17 protein-coding genes are annotated in these 20,325 nt (G+C 33.2%); 7 read left to right on the top strand and 10 right to left on the bottom strand.

Annotated features, from left to right (window positions below; all coding sequences use genetic code 11):
* Positions 1-98 precede the first annotated feature (98 nt).
* Both pntA and pntB read left to right on the top strand, forming a co-directional pair.
* Positions 99-1,628: a Re/Si-specific NAD(P)(+) transhydrogenase subunit alpha gene (gene pntA, locus L4F93_RS00365; protein ID WP_250350586.1), complete on the top strand. Its 1,530-nt coding sequence runs from the start codon at positions 99-101 to the stop codon at positions 1,626-1,628.
* Positions 1,629-1,640: 12 nt separating this feature from the next.
* Positions 1,641-3,092 (top strand): Re/Si-specific NAD(P)(+) transhydrogenase subunit beta, encoded by a 1,452-nt coding sequence (gene pntB / locus L4F93_RS00360; protein ID WP_250350585.1) that lies wholly within the window; start codon positions 1,641-1,643, stop codon positions 3,090-3,092.
* A 1,120-nt stretch (positions 3,093-4,212) separates the two neighbouring features.
* On the opposite strand, the gene L4F93_RS00355 is transcribed toward pntB, so the two are convergent.
* The 9 genes from L4F93_RS00355 to L4F93_RS00315 all read right to left on the bottom strand — a co-directional run bounded on the left by L4F93_RS00355 (position 4,213) and on the right by L4F93_RS00315 (position 13,889).
* Complete coding sequence (locus tag L4F93_RS00355; protein ID WP_250350584.1) at positions 4,213-4,446, bottom strand: hypothetical protein; 234 nt, start codon at positions 4,444-4,446, stop codon at positions 4,213-4,215.
* 55 nt (positions 4,447-4,501) lie between these two features.
* Positions 4,502-5,482, bottom strand: a complete 981-nt coding sequence (locus L4F93_RS00350; RefSeq protein ID WP_250350143.1) for an IS30 family transposase — start codon at positions 5,480-5,482, stop codon at positions 4,502-4,504.
* A gap of 92 nt (positions 5,483-5,574) precedes the next feature.
* Entirely contained in the window at positions 5,575-6,363 is a 789-nt protein-coding gene (locus tag L4F93_RS00345) for a Stealth CR1 domain-containing protein (RefSeq protein WP_250350583.1), read from the bottom strand.
* Complete coding sequence (wzy, locus tag L4F93_RS00340) at positions 6,353-7,753, bottom strand: O-antigen polysaccharide polymerase Wzy (RefSeq protein ID WP_250350582.1); 1,401 nt, start codon at positions 7,751-7,753, stop codon at positions 6,353-6,355. The genes L4F93_RS00345 and wzy overlap by 11 nt, the downstream gene beginning before the upstream one ends.
* The gene (locus L4F93_RS00335; RefSeq protein WP_250350581.1) at positions 7,737-8,990 is read right to left on the bottom strand and encodes an oligosaccharide flippase family protein; all 1,254 of its coding nucleotides are present in this window, start codon (positions 8,988-8,990) and stop codon (positions 7,737-7,739) included. Before L4F93_RS00335 ends, wzy begins: the two co-directional genes overlap by 17 nt.
* A 148-nt stretch (positions 8,991-9,138) precedes the next feature.
* Positions 9,139-9,966: a glycosyltransferase gene (locus tag L4F93_RS00330; protein ID WP_250350580.1), complete on the bottom strand. Its 828-nt coding sequence runs from the start codon at positions 9,964-9,966 to the stop codon at positions 9,139-9,141.
* 130 nt (positions 9,967-10,096) lie between these two features.
* Positions 10,097-10,783 carry a sugar transferase gene (locus tag L4F93_RS00325; protein WP_250351710.1) on the bottom strand — a complete coding sequence of 229 codons (687 nt, stop codon included), beginning with the start codon at positions 10,781-10,783 and terminating at the stop codon, positions 10,097-10,099.
* A gap of 1 nt (position 10,784) precedes the next feature.
* On the bottom strand, positions 10,785-11,981 hold the full coding sequence (locus L4F93_RS00320) for a DegT/DnrJ/EryC1/StrS family aminotransferase (RefSeq protein ID WP_250350579.1): 1,197 nt from the start codon (positions 11,979-11,981) through the stop codon (positions 10,785-10,787).
* A gap of 30 nt (positions 11,982-12,011) precedes the next feature.
* Positions 12,012-13,889: a polysaccharide biosynthesis protein gene (locus L4F93_RS00315; RefSeq protein WP_250350578.1), complete on the bottom strand. Its 1,878-nt coding sequence runs from the start codon at positions 13,887-13,889 to the stop codon at positions 12,012-12,014.
* Positions 13,890-14,128: 239 nt separating this feature from the next.
* Between L4F93_RS00315 and L4F93_RS00310 the strand changes: the two genes are divergently transcribed.
* Both L4F93_RS00310 and L4F93_RS00305 read left to right on the top strand, forming a co-directional pair.
* Positions 14,129-15,367, top strand: coding sequence for an O-antigen ligase family protein (locus tag L4F93_RS00310; protein WP_250351709.1), 1,239 nt, complete (start codon positions 14,129-14,131; stop codon positions 15,365-15,367).
* Complete coding sequence (locus tag L4F93_RS00305) at positions 15,364-16,107, top strand: glycosyltransferase family 25 protein (protein WP_250350577.1); 744 nt, start codon at positions 15,364-15,366, stop codon at positions 16,105-16,107. The genes L4F93_RS00310 and L4F93_RS00305 overlap by 4 nt, the downstream gene beginning before the upstream one ends.
* 200 nt (positions 16,108-16,307) lie before the next feature.
* On the opposite strand, the gene uriH is transcribed toward L4F93_RS00305, so the two are convergent.
* The gene (uriH, locus tag L4F93_RS00300) at positions 16,308-17,246 is read right to left on the bottom strand and encodes a uridine-preferring nucleoside hydrolase UriH (protein ID WP_250350576.1); all 939 of its coding nucleotides are present in this window, start codon (positions 17,244-17,246) and stop codon (positions 16,308-16,310) included.
* A 164-nt stretch (positions 17,247-17,410) separates the two neighbouring features.
* On the opposite strand from uriH, the gene rbsD reads away from it, so the two are divergent.
* The 3 genes from rbsD to rbsC are packed head-to-tail and all read left to right on the top strand — an operon-like array spanning position 17,411 to position 20,295.
* Positions 17,411-17,830, top strand: a complete 420-nt coding sequence (gene rbsD / locus L4F93_RS00295; RefSeq protein WP_250350575.1) for a D-ribose pyranase — start codon at positions 17,411-17,413, stop codon at positions 17,828-17,830.
* A gap of 9 nt (positions 17,831-17,839) precedes the next feature.
* Positions 17,840-19,327, top strand: coding sequence for a ribose ABC transporter ATP-binding protein RbsA (gene rbsA / locus L4F93_RS00290; protein ID WP_250350574.1), 1,488 nt, complete (start codon positions 17,840-17,842; stop codon positions 19,325-19,327).
* 11 nt (positions 19,328-19,338) lie between these two features.
* On the top strand, positions 19,339-20,295 hold the full coding sequence (gene rbsC, locus L4F93_RS00285) for a ribose ABC transporter permease (RefSeq protein ID WP_250350573.1): 957 nt from the start codon (positions 19,339-19,341) through the stop codon (positions 20,293-20,295).
* Positions 20,296-20,325 lie beyond the last annotated feature (30 nt).

Below are 20,325 nucleotides of genomic sequence, written 5' to 3'. Positions count from 1 at the left end.
TGTAATAAATGATACAGTTAGGACGATTCGACTTTTGTCATTTATGGGCTGGGAAGTGATTTCCAGATTGTATCATCAACCAATTTGAAGGAAACATTATGTTAATTGGTGTACCTAGAGAACGGCTTGATAATGAAACACGTGTAGCAGCAACGCCAAAAACAATACAGCAAATTTTAAAGCTGGGTTTTGAGGTGATTGTTGAACACGATGCAGGATTTAAAGCAAGTTTTGAAGATCAAGCATTTGTGCAAGCTGGCGCAAAAATTGGCACAACACAAGAAGTGTGGAATGCTGATGTAATTATGAAAGTAAACCCTCCTAGTGATGAGGAAATTGCCTTAATTAAAGAAGGGGCAACCTTAATTAGCTTTATTTGGCCTGCGCAAAATGAAGCATTAATGGAAAAATTATCTGCGAAAAAAATTAATGTCTTAGCGATGGATGCTGTGCCACGTATTTCACGTGCGCAGTCTTTAGACGCACTTTCATCAATGGCCAATATTTCTGGTTATCGTGCTGTGGTGGAAGCGGCAAATGCATTCGGTAGTTTTTTCACTGGGCAAATCACTGCGGCAGGTAAAGTACCGCCAGCGAAAGTGTTAGTGATTGGGGCAGGTGTGGCCGGTTTGGCTGCGATTGGTACAGCAAATAGCCTTGGTGCGATTGTGCGTGCTTTTGATTCTCGCCCTGAAGTAAAAGAGCAAGTGCAATCAATGGGTGCAGACTTCTTAGAAATTGATTTTGAAGAAGAAGGTGGCTCAGGTGATGGTTATGCAAAAGTGATGTCGGAAGAGTTTAATCGCCGAGCGATGGAACTTTATGCCGCACAAGCGAAAGAAGTGGATATTATCATCACGACCGCTGCTATTCCGGGTAAACCAGCACCACGTTTAATTACCAAAGAAATGGTGGATTCAATGAAACCGGGTTCTGTTATTGTGGATTTAGCCGCATTAACAGGAGGAAACTGTGAATACACTAAACCGGGTGAAATTTTCGTGACAGATAATCAAGTGAAAATCATTGGTTATACGGATTTCCCAGCACGTTTGCCAACGCAATCTTCTCAGCTTTATGGCACAAACTTAGTGAATTTGCTGAAGTTATTATGTAAAGAGAAAGACGGTACGATCAATATTGATTTTGATGATGTTGTGTTACGTGGTGTAACAGTCATTCGCGATGGTGAAATCACTTGGCCAGCACCGCCAATTCAAGTTTCTGCCCAACCACAACAAAAAGCTGAGGTTGTGGTTGAGAAGAAAGAACAAAAACCACAAGACCCGCGTATCAAATACGGTATTATGGGAGCAATTGGCGTGCTGTTCTTATGGCTAGGTTCAGTAATGCCTGCGGCGTTCTTATCACATTTCACCGTGTTTGTACTTGCTTGTGTGGTGGGATACTATGTGGTTTGGAATGTAAGCCACGCCTTACATACCCCATTAATGGCAGTAACTAACGCCATTTCAGGCATTATCATTGTGGGAGCGTTATTGCAAATTGCCCAAGGCAGTTTCTTTATCAGCCTACTCGCATTTATTGCAATTTTAGTCGCAAGTATCAATATCTTTGGTGGCTTTAAAGTGACCCAACGTATGCTTGCAATGTTTAGAAAAGGTTAAGGAGAAAAAGCAATGTCAGAAGGTTTAGTACAGGCTGCATATATTGTAGCGGCATTACTTTTCATTATGAGCTTAGCAGGGCTTTCTAAACACGAAACTGCTAAAGCAGGTTGTTGGTACGGTATCGTGGGGATGACTATTGCCCTTATCGCAACCATTTTTGGCCCACAAACGTCAGGACAAATTTGGATTTTAATTGCAATGGCGATTGGCGCGGTGATAGGTATCCAACGTGCATTGAAAGTGGAAATGACCGAAATGCCAGAGCTTGTAGCTATTTTACATAGCTTTGTTGGTCTTGCTGCTGTGTTGGTCGGCTTTAACAGCTTTGGCTTACACGTTACCCCTGAATTTGTTGCACTAGAAGGTACAGCATTTATCAGTGAAGCGGCATTAGAAAATGCGAAAGCAGCATTTGATGCGGAACAAGCGACTTTAGCAACTATCCATAATGTTGAAGTTTTCTTAGGCATCTTCATTGGGGCAGTGACTTTCACTGGGTCTGTGGTCGCATTCGGTAAACTACGTGGGATTATTAATTCTAAAGCCTTAATGTTACCGCATCGCCATAAACTAAATTTAGCGGCGTTAGTGGTTTCGGCGTTATTAATGATCGCATTTTTAAGCTCGCCAGAAAATATCTTCCCAGTGCTATTAATGACTATCATTGCTCTTGCCTTTGGTTGGCATTTAGTGGCATCAATTGGTGGTGCAGATATGCCAGTGGTGGTATCAATGCTGAACTCTTATTCAGGTTGGGCAGCGGCGGCAGCAGGCTTTATGCTTAATAATGATCTCTTGATCGTAACTGGGGCATTAGTAGGCTCTTCAGGGGCGATTCTTTCTTACATTATGTGTAAAGCAATGAACCGTTCATTTATCAGTGTTATCGCTGGCGGTTTTGGTAATGATGTGGTTGCAAGTGGTGATCAAGAACAAGGCGAACACCGTGAAACAAGCGCGGAAGAAGTGGCGGAAATGCTGAAAAATGCAAGCTCTGTGATCATCACACCGGGCTATGGAATGGCGGTGGCACAAGCGCAATATCCCGTGGCTGAAATTACACAAAAATTACGTGATCGTGGTGTGAATGTACGTTTTGGTATTCACCCAGTAGCAGGGCGTTTACCGGGTCATATGAACGTGTTACTCGCTGAAGCCAAAGTACCTTATGACGTGGTATTAGAAATGGACGAAATCAACGATGATTTTGCTGATACCGATGTCGTCTTAGTTATCGGCGCAAATGACACCGTAAACCCTGCGGCAATGGATGATCCAAACAGCCCAATCGCAGGAATGCCAGTGCTAGAAGTGTGGAAAGCCGCTAATGTGGTGGTATTCAAACGCTCAATGGCTGTAGGCTACGCCGGCGTACAAAACCCATTGTTCTTCAAAGAAAACACACAAATGCTCTTCGGTGATGCAAAAGAGCGTGTGGATGATATATTAAAAGCATTATAAGATAAATTTTGCTGAAAAAAAGTACCGCACTTTTGAAAGAAAGTGCGGTTTTTTTAAGATATTTATGTAAGTCTAAAACGATATCAAAATTATTTTTTCCATTTATGAAAAGTCGGTTGTTTTAGACATTGAAAAAACGGCCAATTATCAGGAAAGATTATTCAAAAAATTAAAACACAAATTTCTCGTGCTTAATGGCTTAGGGAAGGATAAGCTCATGTTTATAAAGGTTTTTTAGCAGGGTGATGAAAAAATGTAGGATTTAGTTATTTCAATATAATTTTCCCCACTCTTTCATTAAAAAATTCTTTATAAACATAATGTTGAAATTTTACTTAATCCGTTTTGGTTGTTTAAATTTTGTTTCAGTGTGCTAAATAAACTTTTCAATTGGTTTTTTGTGCTTTTAATATTTAATTCAGAATACCTTTCAAAGGTAAATAAATATTTCATACTAGTAAAAGTATCTCTAATATCCTTCCCTTTATAAGGATACGTAGCCTTTTTCATTAAATTTCTCAATGTATTCATTTAAAAATTTTGATACTTTAAATACCAATAATATAAACGATGGCAAAATTCATTTTTTCAGTTGCCTTTTAAGGCTTTTTCGATGATTTTCATTTTATAGTTTGATGAAAAATTATTTTTCACTCTGATTATCCATCATTACCAATATACCAAATTCAGGATCAAAGGAAGCCGTATTGAGAGAGTTTAAAATAGGGAGAGGCTCAAATTGTTTTAGGCATTTTATCACTTCTGAATGGTTTTAACCCAATATTTATATTTAATCGTAAGTTCTTTGTAGATTTTTTCCTTGAGAATAATCAAACCAAATATTTGTAGAATGTGATTTTATCTGGTAGGTAAAAGTTTCATTACAGTTTATGCATTTGTAATGTAGAATATTATTTTTCTCCCCATGTTTATGTACAGTAGCATATTGATAGTATGGAAAATTTTTTATTTATATTTTAGAAAAAGTGGTCCCTCCCCTTATAGTATAGAGGGGAACCACTTTTTCTACAGTTTTGTCCATTACACCAAAAGTTTTAGCTCTAAGCTTAACGAAAGGATAGAGTATTTAGGCTAGCATTAGATATTAGAAGAATATACACTATATTTCAAAACTTGCCTTTTCAGGAAAGATTTTTTCTAATTCATTTAATAAGCGCTCTTTTACTAGATAAAATTCTTGTTCAGTTAAATCAGGGCTATCATTAAAGCATACAAAATTAATATGTGGATCCTTTTCAAGTTTTTCAAAAATTTCATTTACATCTTTCACAGATGTAATATTTTTGTCTCCTATTCCATCATTCAGTTTTGATGGATAAAATTCCCCACTCAATAGATGCCAATATCGATATAGATATTGTGTTAGATCAGTTTTATCTCTTGGATTGTCAAACTAACTGCAACACTTTATCAAAATAAACTTCATAAGGCGTTTTCCAGTTTAAACATTTGCGTGGTCGGTGATTTAATTTATCGACCACGGTTTGTATTTGTGCTTCTGAAAAGGGCGTAATGTCTCGACCTTTCGGAAAATACTCCCTTAGTAAACCGTTCGTGTTTTCATTTGTTCCTCTTTGCCAAGGTTGGTGGGGCAATGGAAAGTAAAATTCAACCTGAAGTCTTTCCGTTACCTGCTGATGTTTTGCAAATTCTTTCCCTCTATCTGGAGTAATGCTCTCTAAAGGCTCATTGTGCAAGGCTTCACTCATTGCCTTAGCAACGCTTTCTGCTCGCTTTGCAGGCAGTTTTCTGACGAGGGAAAAACGGCTTTTTCTATCCGTCAAGGTCAATAAACAGGCTTTGCCTGCTGCGCCCAACACGGTATCTGCTTCCCAATCACCTAAACGGCTTCGAGTTTCGGCTTCGCTTGGTCGTTCGGTTAAATGATGACTAATTGGGATTTTTCCGCGTTTTTCCACATAGTCATTGGTATGCCGCTTTTTCCCGCGATGACGGAGTTTCCGAATCGCCCCTCTTGCCCCGTGCGATAACCCTTTCTCATCAAACCACCCGGCATAAATCCCTCGGTAAATACTGACAAAGCTAATAGAAAGCGCACTTTGTTCGTATTTCAAACGGGCGGCAATCTGCTCTGGCGACCAATTCTCTTGTAAGAACTTTTGCTTAACAAAATCAAACAATTTCGGGTTGGCTAACTTTCGCTTGGGTTTACATTCTACCCGTTGTTGTTGATAGTGTTCTTGAGCTGATAATGCCGCATATTCGCCCTGACAGCGCTTCAATTCTCGTGAAATGGTCGATTTATGTCGCTGTAATTGCTGGGCAATTTGTGTAATCGTTTTGCCTAATGCGTGAAAAACCATTATCTTTTCTCGTTCACAAAGTGTAAGATGTTTGTAGGTGTTCATAAGCTCTCATCAGTGATTTTGTTTTGTGCTAAACAAATTATCGTCGATTTCCTTATGAACACTTTTTTATTTGTTGCAGTTAGATTGTAAATTCAAGCTCTAAATTTATTTTTAGATGCTCTCTCTAGCTGAAGCTTAAAATGTTCTTTTACTTCCTCTAAAGTATTTATTAAGTAAGGTTGGGGATGATGCCAATGTTTTAGACTAATAGCTTTTCTATATAAAGTTTTCATTAAAAAGTTATTTAATTTTTCGGTTATAGAATAACTTGTATTATAGATAAGATTTTTAGAAATAGTTTGAATGTTTTTTTTACTATTTACTAAAGTTATACCATTCAGTAACGAATAGCCCCAGGAATCAGTTATTCTTCTCAATTTTAGTATGAGTTCAGTTCTTGGAACTAATGTATGACACAAAAAATCAACGGGAAGATTATTTATAAAAAATCTAGAAGTATCTACTTTTCTAAATATTAACATATCATCATTTAGATATATAAATTTTTCGGTAAGTCCTAAGCTTTTCAAAGAGGATAAATTACATTCTATAGAACTACTATTAAAAGTAGGTAGATCAGTTTTATCATGAAATAATTCTTCATGTCTAATTAGACGTATTTTATGATGTTTTATATTTAGCCACTTTGGATAATGACCTTCTGTTATTAAGAATATATTATTATACCAGCTACAATTTTTCTCAATTGAACGTAAAACATATTTTAATATTTCCATATCTCGATATCTAGAAGATGTATTAGAATCTGAGTCAAAGTTTCTCTTTTTACTAAAGTACTCTTTTTTTTCTCGCCATAATTTATCTGATGGATCAACCCAAGGCAAAACAAAATCAATCTTATCAGAATTATTATCGTCCATATCTACTCCTTAATTTATAACATACTATATTTGAAAAATACCATACTAATGAAAATAATATAAATTCATAAAAATATTCAAAAAATTCACCTCTAGGTAAAAATAATAACGTCATAACAAAAAGTAATGATAGATATTTAATGTATGGAGTATTTTTTTTTCTTTCAATAAAAATTACGAACATTCCTAAAAAAAACATACCTAGAAAAACTGAACTTTTTCCCCCTTCATATAATTCTGTAATATAGCTTGTTCCTACTCCTTCCCCATTTAAATAGGCTTCAGGTGAAATGGCATAGGTGAGCTCATAAGATAAGTAATTTGTATTATTTATTACCTTTATACTTGCTCCTCCTCTATGTATCCTATCGATAATTGGAGCCATTATATAAGGATAATATTCTCTATTAATTATATCTTTATATTCTATATAGTAAGGTAGAACAATTCCACTAACTCCTTGGGTGGCTAAAAAACTTACTATTGAGATATCGTTAGTATTTTCATTTTTTTCTGAATGCGCTCTAGAATAATTGATATATTGAAAAATAAAGGAGAAAGAAATTAATATAAATAATATTATAAGTGATGATTTTATATTTATTTTTTTTTCTTTATATAAATAAGAGAACCAATACCATATAAGAAATATAATTGAAATGCCAAATTCTGATCTTTTTCCTAGGAAAAGATATACTCCTGATATAACCATTATTAATATGGCTAGGACATAGAATTGTTTTTTGTTAAGACTACAAGATAATAATAAACTTATTCCTAGAAGATATAATTTATAACTAGTAAACTCAATAATTCTAATTAAACCTGATGGATTATCTATTTTGTATAGAGAAAGATAACCAAATTCATTAACCATACTAATTAACAAATACATTTTATAAATCAATCCTGGAGCTGATAAAATTAAACAGCATAGGCCTATTCTATATATGAAATTTTCTTGTATTAATTTTTTTTTAATAGTTTTTTTATTTTTTAAATCTATAACTAAAAATCCAGCCATTAGTCCCATTATCGAAAAAATATAAGTTATAATAGTTTCTTTTATAGTTTCATCAGAAAAATAGTCACCAATAAAACGAGTTTGTAACTTTATATTATAAGGTAATAAATGCCATAGATCCAAGAAAAATCTGGAATAGATAAACAGCCCAAATAAGGCTGTTATAATAAATGCAAGTGGATACTTATTTATAGTAAATATTGTCCAAGTAATACAAATTCCATAAAGTAAAAATAAAAATAACTCAAGTGAAAAAATAGAAATATCTGAATTGATATTTATATATACGAATAATATTAAGTATAGTAAAAAAATAAAAGAAAGTAATATAGGTTTTTGTGATTTCATATTAAATAATATATCCAATTAAGTTTTTCTTCTTACAAATATATACTCTATATATAAGTTCAATTAAAATACTAGCATTGTATGCTATAATTAAAGACTCAATAGAGAATATTTTCATAATATACAAAAATAAAATTAAACTAAAATAACTTATAGAAGTAATCAATAAACTTTTTAAATATAATTTTTCTAAATTATTTACAATTAAAATAAATTGCCCTATACAAGAGCTAAAAGTAGCTAGTAAAAGATAGACTCCCATTAAATGAATAAAAGAATTAATAAAGAGCATACTCTCGTCTCTAGATATAAAATAAATTATTGTATCTGAGAAAAAATATAAAATAGCATATAAAAAGCAACCACATGAAAATATAGCCCAAATGATTTTTTTTACTCTTTCTTTATTGTTATTCTTCACTATATATGGAAAAAAAACTATATTCATATTATATAATATAGATCTAAATGCCCATATTATCTTTTCAGCTAGATCGTAATATACAACATATGATATTCCTAGGAAGACACCTATTATACTAATATTTCCTTTGTCTTTTATAATGGACGAAAAGTCAGAAAATAAAAAAACATATCCTTCTTTAATTCTCTCTATAATATTTTTCTTTTCAACAAATATAAAACGTATATTTTCTTTTTTGATAGCAATATAGAGTGAAATTATAGAACCAAATAAATTTCCAGTAAAGTATAATAAAGGTATAAATATATAATCATTTTCATTTCTTACTATTAATAGTATAAATATTGCCCCCAATATTCTTGATAATACATTAACTATTGTTATATATTTTATTTTTTCAATTCCTTGAAAAAACCATATGGGTAATAAAGCATCAGAAAAGCAAATAAAGAGAGAGGCTATATAAAGAATTATATCATTTTTACTTATGCCAGATATAATACAGAATAATAGATTAATTAACAATGAAATAAAAAATAAGATTAATTTAGTATATATTGTTGAAGAAAAAATGATGTTGATTTTCTCTTGATTATCCTTATTTAGACTGATAGATTTTGTACTAGAAATATTAAACCCAAAATTGGTGAATACTAGAAAATAATTTGCTATTGTTTGTGTAAAAATAATTTTTCCATATAAGCTTTCTCCTAATTTATGTAATAGAAAAGGAAATAAAGCTAGAGGTAAAAAAATATTTATACCATAAACAATAGTTAGATATAAAAAATTATTAATCTGAGTTTTGTATTCTAAGTATACTTTAATCATTTTATTTACAATTTATATAATATATTTAATAATTAGGATTCATTATAGTCATTTGATAGCTGAGAATATTAAAAAATCAGAAGATATAAGAAGATTCTTGGGAACTCTTCAGTACAAAAATATCTAAATAATTTTTATCCTTAATATTTTATCTAAAAAATTGATAAGCTAATTTTTTTATAAAATTAGGGGATATGGAAATTAAAAAATATGTAATCGCATATATATCTGCATTTATGTTATATCCCAATCTTCTATTAATAGTTAAAAGCCTAAACTTCAATAAAGAGATTGATTTTTTCCAATTACTTCTTCTTTTGTAAAAACTATCCGTACGTCTAAATAATAATCCAACATGAGGTATATTAGCAAAATGACAATTATTTATAAATCCACGATACCAAAGTACAGTATCTTCTCCTAAATTTATTTCGTTAGTATAAGATCCTGCTTTCATAAAGAAACTTTTTCTAAAGAAGGCCGTAGGATGAGCCAGAGGATCTCTTTTAGAGAAAAATTCTCGTAACTCTCCATTTTCTAAAGGATATTTAACTAATTCTTTTATAATATCTCCATTTTCATTAATTTCAGTTAAATAACTTCCAACCACATCAATATCTTTGTTTTTATGTAGAAAAGTTAATTGTTTATCAAACCGTTCTGGTGTACTAATATCATCACTATCCATTCTTGCAATATAATCATATTTACAATGCTCTAATCCTTGCGATAGAGCATAGGCTAAACCACTATTTCTCTGTAGTGAAATTATATTTAAACTAGGACCACATATCTCAATATATTTTTTAATTACTTTTTCCAAATCTTCAGTAAGAAGCCCATCTTTAACTAAAATAATTTGCGATGGACGAATGGTCTGTTGAAGCCAAATACTACTCAATGCTTGATCAAAAAAAGAAGGGACATCTTTATAATATACTGACATTAAAACTGAAAATTTAGGATAATTCTCCATTATAAATTTACCTTTATTAACTATTTTTATAAAAACTTAATTTACAATTATTTACTATTCACCTTAGAGTTCAATACAAAAATCTTCCAGAATGTCTTTTATACAATGCTATTATAAAGCACTATATTCATTACTTAATTACCGCTAGCACTGTTTTTATCATTGTAAGTAAATCTCTAGAAAAAGAATACTTTCGAATACTCTCTAAATTCCATTTCATTTTTTCCGGAAGTACTTTTTCAATATATTCTTTATCTGGATCCTTAGCATTAGATAAAAGCTTATCTTCGTCTTTATATTCAATACTCGCTTCACTTGTAATCCCTGCAGGTAAGAGTAATGTTGCCATCATTTCAGCTGTATATGCCGCGATATATTTAGGCACTTCAGGCCTTGTGCCTACAAAGCTCATTTCTCCTTTGAGAACATTGATTAATTGAGGGAGTTCATCTAAACGAGTTTTTCTGAGTTTTTCTCCTATAGCTGTAATCCGTTTGTCATTATCTACTGTAACTTGTGAGCCTAAAGATTCTGCATTTGCTATCATTGTGCGAAATTTGTAAATTTTAAACTCTCTACCATATTGAGTTATTCTTAGTTGTCTGAAGAATATTCCTCCTGGACTATCCTTACTGATTTTGTAGGCTATATATAAAAATAAGGGAGCTAATAAAATCAATAAAATAGCAGCTAAACATCTATCAAAAGCAAATTTAAATAGTAGGCTAATTTGCTTTTTCTTCAAGTAGTCATAATATGCCTTCATTGGTTCATTTTTCATTTGTGAAGGTAAATTATTCCAATTTCTCAAAATCATATTAATCACTCAAAATTCGCTTGAAGTTTTCAATAACATAATCAATTTCCTCATCAGTTAGTTGGGTATGTAGAGGTAGTGTTACCTCATTACAATATTGCTGATAAGCATTAGGGAATTGCTCTATTGAAAAACCGAGTGATTTATATGCTGTATGCATAGGTAAAGGCTTGTAATGAACATTAGTTGCGATACCAGCTTTTGCCATTTTTTCGATAAATTGGTTACGGTATGTTTCATCTTTATTTAATAGGCGTGTTAAGAATAAATGCCCACTACTTGAATATTCATTCGTAAAATGAGGCAGAATATTAATATTAGAATTTTTCAATCCAGCAAGATATTTATTAATAATCTCTTTTCGTTTTTCTAATAGATGAGGGTAACGGTTGAATTGTGCTAGCCCAATAGCAGCACTAATGTCTGTCATGTTACATTTATAGTAGCAACCTTGGATATCATATTCCCAAGCACCTAATTTTGTTTTGGATAGCGCATCTTTACTTTGACCATGCAAAGAAAGCAATTGAAACTGACGGTAAAGATCTTCATTACTTATGCCGTCAATATTTTTCCAGGTAGCACACCCTCCTTCTGCTGTAGTAAAATTTTTCACTGCATGAAAAGAGAAACTGCTAAAATCAGCGATATTTCCCGCCATTTTATTCTTCCATATACTACCTAAAGAATGTGCGCAGTCAGCAACAACCGAAATACGACCTATTTTCTGCTGTAAATCATTAGAAGGTTTAAATAGGTTTTTTTTGCGTTCTACTATTTCGAAAATCTTATCGTAATCACAAGGTACCCCAGCTATATCAATAGGAATGATAGCTTTAGTTTTATCAGTAATAGCATTTTCTAATGCATCATAATCCATTTGATAGGAGTTTGGGCTTGTATCTACTAGCACAAGTTTCGCACCAATATGAATAACAGGACTCGCACTGGCTGTATAGGTATAGGCACAGGTGATAACTTCATCACCTTCTTTAATACCTAATATTCTAAGGATAAGTTCTAAGGCTGCCGTTGCTGAATTTAGACAAACTACTTTCTCTGTACCTATGTAGGAGGCAAGTTTATTTTCTAATTCTTTTGTTTTAGGGCCTGTAGTTATCCAGCCACTTTTTAATGCAGAAATTACCTCCTTAATTTCTAAATCTGTAATATCAGGAGGAGAGAAACTAATTTTCACTGTTTATTATTCCTTAATGTAAATATATTATTAAGATAAATTTTGATATACCATATCACAATTTTCTGTTGTTGGACTAAAGGCTGTAGATGAGGAAACTAATAAATCTCTAATCTCATCAATCTTGTATTCTGAACATAATATATCTAATCGCTGCAAGATGTTATTCAAGTCATTCCAATCAAGCATTGTTTCGATAGCTGTCATAATTCTTGGATGTTGTGTTCCCCGTACGTTATCACCGATAAGTAGTTCTTCATATAATTTCTCACCTGGTCTTAATCCTGTAATTGAAATCTCAATATCTCCGTTCGGATTTTTCTCATTTCTCAAGGTTAGTCCACTTAAGTGAACCATTCGTACAGCCAAATCATAAATTTTTACTGGTTCGCCCATATCTAAAACAAAAACATCTCCGCCTTTTCCCATTGCGCCAGCTTGGATAACTAGTGAGGCGGCTTCAGGGATTGTCATAAAAAATCGAGTAATTTTCTGATGTGTTAATGTTATAGGTCCGCCTTCTTGAATTTGTTTATTGAATAATGGGACTACAGAACCTGAAGATCCCAAAACATTTCCAAAACGAACCATACAAAAACGTGTTGTATTTTGTGTTTTGGCTAATGCTTGTAGAATTAATTCCGCCATACGCTTTGTTGTACCCATTATATTGGTTGGACGAACAGCTTTATCTGTGGAGATCAAGACAAAAGTAGAAACTCCAACTTCAATGGCTGCTTGGGCACAATATAAGGTTCCAAAAATGTTATTACGGATTCCTTCAACCACATTGTATTCAACTAAAGGTACATGTTTATATGCTGCTGCATGGTAAACCGTATCGACTTTGAATGAACGCATAATAATATCTAGCCTATGCTTTCTTTGTACTGAACCCAATAATGGGATCAATTCAACGTGTTGAAAATCAGGATGTTTTAATAATTCTTGGTGTATTTGATATAGCGAAAATTCATTTAACTCAAATAAAATTAATTTTTTAGGTGATTGCTTAATAATTTGACGGCATAATTCAGAACCGATAGAACCTCCAGCGCCAGTTACCATAACAACTTTATTTTCTATATCCTGCTCTAATAGGGATTCAATGGGTGTTACTGCATCACGCCCTAAGAGGTCAGAAATTGATACTTGATTTAAGCTAGTTAAATGTGCTTTTCCACTGACAATATCCTCCATTCCTGGTATTGTAAGAACTTCACATTTATATTTACTAATTCTATTAATAATCGCTTTACGCTGACTTTGTGTTGCGCTAGGCATTGCTAATAGAATTTTTTTTATGTTTCTATTTTCTATTAATTTACCTAATGATTTAGGACTGTAAACAGTAATGCCATGTAATATGGTTTTATATAGGGCTTTATTGTCATCAATAAAACCAATGACTGAATAATGAGAGCTTTGATTTAAGGCTGTTAGTAGTTGCCGACCTGAGCTACCAGCACCGTATATTAGGACTTTAGTTTTGGCTTCTCGATTATACCCGAGTAGCGTTCTCCATAGAAAACGTGTATATGTAATGAATATAGATATAAAGATAAAGTAAAGAAAAGGAACGGTTCTAGGTAAATCAAAGTTAAGTAGGAACGTAACGATGAATAATATTGCAGTCGAAATTAGAGAACCAATGATGGCAACTTGAGTGAATTTTATTGTAACGAAGCGAATAACAGCTCGATATAATCCTAGCTTGATGAAAAAAAGAACAGAAATACTTCCTACTAGTAAAGTGATGTACCAGTTTTCAGCTAGTTTAAGTTCTTGATTAAGTTCTAGTCGAACTCCTAGGGCAAGAAAATAAGAAAACGCAATCAAAACTATATCAATGATAATTGATATAAGTCTTTTTATACTGCGTGGCAAGGATAGGATGTAATTAAGCATAAACTTATGGCATCTGAAGATAGAAACTTGAATTTGTCATTATTAAAACATTCACTGATCAAGTGATTCTACCAATTCTATCTTATACTTGGCATCCTGTCAAAGTAAGATAAAGTCAAATGATAAGAATAAAGGAGTGTTTGCAAAATAGGCTGGAATTTGTTAAAAACTTCTAAAATAGTAGAAAGTCTATAAAAAAAGTGTAAGATAATAGAACTTTTTTATAGGTGGAGTTTGTGATGAGGAAAAGTTTTTTCTTATATAGTATTAATGTATTGATTCTGATTTTCTTTGTTGTGCTTTTATCAATAAAAAGCTCTTATTATGTTTCGCCAGTTATATTGGTAGCTCTTTCATTTTTTTATATTTTCTCAAATTATAAAAATATAGAGTATAGATATGATGTTAAAAAATATGTAATATTTTCTTTGCTATATTATATTGTCGGGTTATTTGTAGCTATCCTTAATGGAGATGCGATTCCAAGTTCCTTTAAAGCAGATCATTTTTTATTATTGTCAATTCCTATTCTTTTCCTTCTTATTAGATATAGGCTAAATTTTAAATTTTTGGCTATCGTTTTTGGCGTTAGTTGCCTCATCTATGGTATCCAATCTTTATATAATAAGTTTTATCTTGGATTGGACAGAGCTTTTGATTTGGATGTTATAAATCCTATACCAGCAGCAGCTATTATAATGACGGTTACACTATATTGTATAGCATTAGGACTTCATTATTTAGAGGAAAAGGATATAAAAATGGGAGCATTTTTACTTTTCTCTTCTTGTATAGGTCTTTTGGGAAATATTGTAACAGGAACTAGAGGAAGTTGGATTGCCTTTCCTTTTATACTTTTTTTTCTATTTTTTAAATATAGAATATCTCTCAAAAAAATAGTTTATTCGTTTTTTATATTCCTAATTTCAATTATTATAGTTGTAAGTATTATACCTCAGTTTGGGGTTAGCAAAAGATATCAAGCTGCACTGGATAACATCACTCAGTATGTAGATGATTCTAATGCTTATAGTTCTGTTGGTGTCAGATTTGATTTATATAAAGGTGCTTGGTACGCAATTCAAGAAAAGCCTATCTTAGGATGGGGACGAGATGGTATGTTGAATAAACGTCATGAACAGGCAGAATCTGGCGTAATTCCAAACTACACTAAAGATTATACCCATTCTCATAACCAATTTATTGAACAAACTTATCATAGGGGTATTGTTGGATTATTTGTATTATTATTGCTAATATATACTTTTTTAAAATACTTCATTAATATTTATAAAAGTTCTAGTGTTGAAGATAGAAAGATTATAGGGCTATTAGGAATAATAAATATTCTTGGATTAATATCCTTTAATCTAACTGATGCTTTATTAATAAATAAAGAATATGCAATGTTCTTTTATATGTGTAATGTTGTTTTTTATGCAATGACAATTAACAATAATAGGAGAGTGCCCGAATGATACCTATTTATGTGATTCATATTGAATCAGCAAAAGATAGAGAGAGACTTATTAAAGATCAATTTGAAAAATTAGGTATTGAGTTTCAATTTTTTCCTGCTATTAATGCAAAGGAAAATCCTGTGCATCATTTATTTTCTCATTATAATGCAGAAAAACATTTTCAAAGAAAGGGAAGAACTCTATCATTAGGTGAGTTAGGTTGTTTTGCTAGCCATTATTCTTTATGGAAAGAATGTATTAGTAAAAATACACCTATTGTTGTATTGGAGGATGATATAAGTATTCTTGATAATTTTAAATATATTTATAATAATTTAGATGAACTTTTAAAAAGTTATCCTTTTTTATGGCTGCATAAAAATTATCGTGATATTGAAAGAATTGAAGTCGAAATATTTGATGGTTTTTCAGTAACGAAGTTCTATAAGGATTATTTTTGTGCCCAAGGCTATGCTATAACGCCTGAAGCGGCTAAGAGACTACTTGTTTTTTGTCAAATCTGGATTTATCCTGTGGATGACCAAATGGCTCGCTTTTATGAAAATAAAATTGAAAATTTTGCAATTTATCCCCCTTGTATTGATAGGGCTGGCGGAGTCGTTTCTCTTATAGGAGAGGAGCAACGTGGGGAAAAAAATTTATCTCTGTTTTCAAAAGTTAGACGAGAATATTTTAACTTCAAAGATAGAATTAAACGTTGCTGGCATAATTATTTATTTCGATTAAGATTGTATTAAACTCATGATAGGATTTTTATTAAATAAATTTCGTTAGGGAACGCACTGCACTTTTGAAAGAAAGTGCGGTTTTTTTTACGGTTATAGAAGTGTTTAAGTTTGAAGAGAGAATGCATTCTACAAACAGGTTAGGAATAGGCTACCTGATCTCATTCCTTAATTTTAAAATAGAACAACCTACGTTATTCTATTTCACTTTATTAATCATCACCTAAATTTTTAATTGCCTCAATGACTAAATGCCAAAATTTTTCTCTGTTAAGGGTTGTTGCAACTTGGGTGTTGCAAGGTTTTGGAGGATAACGAAAATCTGCAACGGTCATTCCTAACGTATGGGTTCCCGTTAATTCAATATGAATAGGAACTTGTTGCGTTTTTATTAAAGATGGATCGATGACATAAGCAACAGCACAAGGATCGTGCACTGGTGGCGCATCAAAACCTTGAGATTTTTTATACATTTTGCCAAAGAATTCTAGCAATTCGACGACAAATTGAGCTGGTTTTGTTCCTATTTCTGCAATACGCTGTATCACGTCCGGCGTGGCTAAGGCTTGGTGAGTCAGATCTAAACCTACCATCGTTACTTTCCAACCGGCACTAAATACAATATGGGCAGCTTCAGGATCTATTTTTATATTAAATTCAGCCACCGCACTCCAGTTCCCCGTGTGATAACCGCCTCCCATTAATACGACTTCTTTTACTCGATTGATAATTTTAGGTTCTAATCTTGCGGCAAGGGCAATATTGGTTAGCCCACCTGTTGGTACTAAGGTGATCGTATTAGGTGGGTAAGACATAATTAAGTCAATGATTAACTGAACAGCATGTGAAGGATGAAAGGTTTGCGTTGGTGTTGGTAAAATGGGGCCATCTAACCCAGAATCACCGTGGATAGCGGGGGCCGTTTCAATTTCTCTAACCAACGGGCGTTCAGCCCCTTTGGCAATGGGAATATTTTTAATTTTTGCAATTTCAGCAACAGCTAATGCATTATGCGAGACTTTTTCAAGGGTTTGGTTGCCAACAACGGTCGTAATGGCGAGCAATTCGATATTGGGATTACCATGGGCGAGTAATATGGCAATGGCATCATCATGGCCGGGATCACAGTCTAAAATAATTTTTTTACGCATAATTATCTCCTTTTCTTCCTTACATTACCCTTTTTTATAGAGATTAAAACGAAAATTCTTTTATTTTTTGATCAACTTCACAAAGTTTAAAAATAGTCATTTTAAAACTTATAAGAATTGTTTAGTCTTATCGAAACGTTTCGATATTTTTTTGAGAGGGAAGTATGAAAAAAACAGGCATTCTTAATGCACCACTTTCATATCAAATTGCCCGTCTTGGGCATACAGATTTTTTGACAATTTGTGATGCAGGATTGCCTATTCCTTCATCGATGGATTGTGTCGATTTAGCTTTATCAGAGGGCGTGCCAAGTTTTTTATCTGTTTTTCAGGCTGTAACAACAGAGTGCTTTGTGGAGAGAGTGATTTTAGCAAAAGAGATTGAGCAGCATAATGCACAACTTCATCAAACCTTATTACAACGCATCGCGCAGTTAGCTCAGCAACAACATAATGACATCGTTGTAGATTACGTCTGTCACGAGGAATTTAAGGCATTGAGCCAAGAAAGTAAAGCCATTGTCCGTTCAGGAGAATGTTCGCCTTATGCCAATATTATCCTTGTATCAGGTGTACCGTTTTAGGGGGAAACAATGGAACCCATTTTAAAATTAAACAACATTTGTAAGTCTTTTCCGGGTGTGCGTGCGTTACATAATGCAAATTTATCTGTTTACGCCGGGCGAGTTATGGCATTAATGGGGGAAAATGGCGCAGGAAAATCGACATTGATGAAAATTCTTACCGGAATTTATCAGCAAGATAGTGGGGATATTTATTTTAATGGCGAAAAAGTGCGGTATAAAAATCCCAAATTTTCTCAGTTAGCTGGTATCAGCATTATTCATCAAGAACTCAATATTATCCCTAATTTAACGATTGCAGAAAATATTTTCTTAGGGCGAGAGTTTACCCATAAATTGGGTGGGATTGACTGGACGAAAATGATTGAAGAATCGAAAAAATTATTGCAACGTTTAAAAATTAAACATCATCCTTCGACCCTTGTTGAACAATTATCCCTTGGTGAATTGCAAATGATTGAGATCGCGAAAGCACTGAGTTTTAAAGCGAAAGTGATTATTATGGATGAGCCTACCGATGCCTTGACTGACGCCGAAACGAAAGCCTTGTTTGACGTAATTAGAGAGCTGAAAACAGAAGGTTGCGGGATCGTATTTATTTCTCATCGAATGCAAGATATTTTTACGATTTGTGATGATGTGACAATTTTGCGTGATGGTGAATTTATTGCGGAAAGTACAATTTCTGAGATAAATGAAGCACAGCTCATTGAATTAATGGTGGGAAGAAAATTAGAAGATCAATATCCACATATTGATGTTCCTATTGGAGAACCTGTATTAAAGGTTGAAAATTTAACCGGTCAGGGTGTAAATAAGGTTTCTTTTCATCTCAATCGTGGGGAAATTCTTGGTGTTTCAGGATTAATGGGCGCAGGACGAACCGAATTAATGAAACTCATTTATGGTGCATTAGTTAAACAGAGCGGTGAAATTTTCGTACGAAATCGACCTGTATCTATTGAAACACCGCAAGATGGGTTGAAAAACGGTATCGTTTATATTTCTGAAGATCGCAAAGGTGATGGGTTAGTCCTCAGTATGTCGATTAAGGAGAATATGACCTTAACTGCACTGGATCAACTTTCACCAAAGGGTGCGATTGATCACCAAGCAGAAAAAATGACGGTAAATGATTTTATCCTGATGTTTAATGTAAAAACCCCTTCAATGGATCAAACAATAGGCTTGCTTTCTGGAGGGAATCAACAAAAGGTTGCGATTGCAAAAGGTTTAATGACACGTCCTGATATTTTGATTCTTGATGAACCTACTAGAGGCATTGATGTGGGGGCGAAAAAAGAAATTTATCAGCTCATTAATAAGTTTAAAGAAGAAGGTATGAGCATTATTTTAGTCTCATCAGATATGCCAGAAATTATCGGAATGAGTGATCGTATATTGGTAATGAACAATGGTGAAATTCGCGGTGAGTTTTTACGCCGAGATGTTAGCCAAGAAAAATTATTAACTGCCGCAATTACTCAACAGCATTAGAAGGACAAATTATGACAGCAACAAAATTAAAAAATTTTCTTATTGAACAACGTTCGATTTTAGCTTTACTTGTCTTAATTGCCATTGTTTCTAGTATTAATCCTCATTTTTTTACAATGGATAATTTACTCAATATTTTACGCCAAACCTCAGTCAATGCGATTATTGCGGTAGGAATGACGTTTGTGATTTTAACCGCTGGGATCGATCTTTCTGTTGGCTCAGTACTCGCATTAACAGGTGCAATCGCGGCTTCTTTAGTTAATCTAGATTTATCTATGTTTATTGTTATTCCGCTGGTTTTATTATGCGGTACGGTACTTGGGGGAATCAGTGGCATGATTATTGCAAAAGGCAAAGTGCAAGCTTTTATTGCTACCCTTGTAACAATGACATTATTACGTGGCGTTACAATGGTTTATACCGATGGGCGGCCGATTAGTTTAGGTTTTTCTGATGTCGCCGATCATTTTTCTTTTCTTGGCACAGGCTATTTATTTGGTATCCCTTTCCCTATTTGGTTAATGGCAACTATTTTTCTTGTGGCGTGGTATATCTTAAAACATACCCCTATGGGGCGATATATTTATGCGCTTGGTGGTAATGAAGCTGCAACCCGCTTATCGGGTATAAACGTGGATAAAGTCAAAATTTTTGTTTATGCGGTAAGTGGTTTTCTTGCAACCGTGGCAGGATTAATTGTTACCTCAAGGCTTTCTTCGGCACAACCAACCGCGGGTGTTTCTTATGAACTTGATGCAATCGCTGCAGTCGTGGTGGGCGGAACAAGTTTAATGGGAGGAAAAGGGCGTATTTTAGGCACATTAATTGGTGCATTGATTATTGGTTTTTTAAATAATGCGTTGAATCTACTTGATATATCCTCGTATTACCAAATGATTGCGAAATCTATTGTTATTCTTGCAGCTGTACTCACCGATCATTTTTTCAGTCGAAAAAATGGGTAATCTTAATCCATCTAACTTAAGGAGATGTAT

The sequence above is a fragment of the Avibacterium sp. 20-132 genome (assembly GCF_023611925.1).
Taxonomy (GTDB): domain Bacteria; phylum Pseudomonadota; class Gammaproteobacteria; order Enterobacterales; family Pasteurellaceae; genus Avibacterium.
The sequence above is the reverse complement of the archived record's forward strand: the minus strand, read 5'-3'. Positions and strand labels throughout refer to the sequence as shown.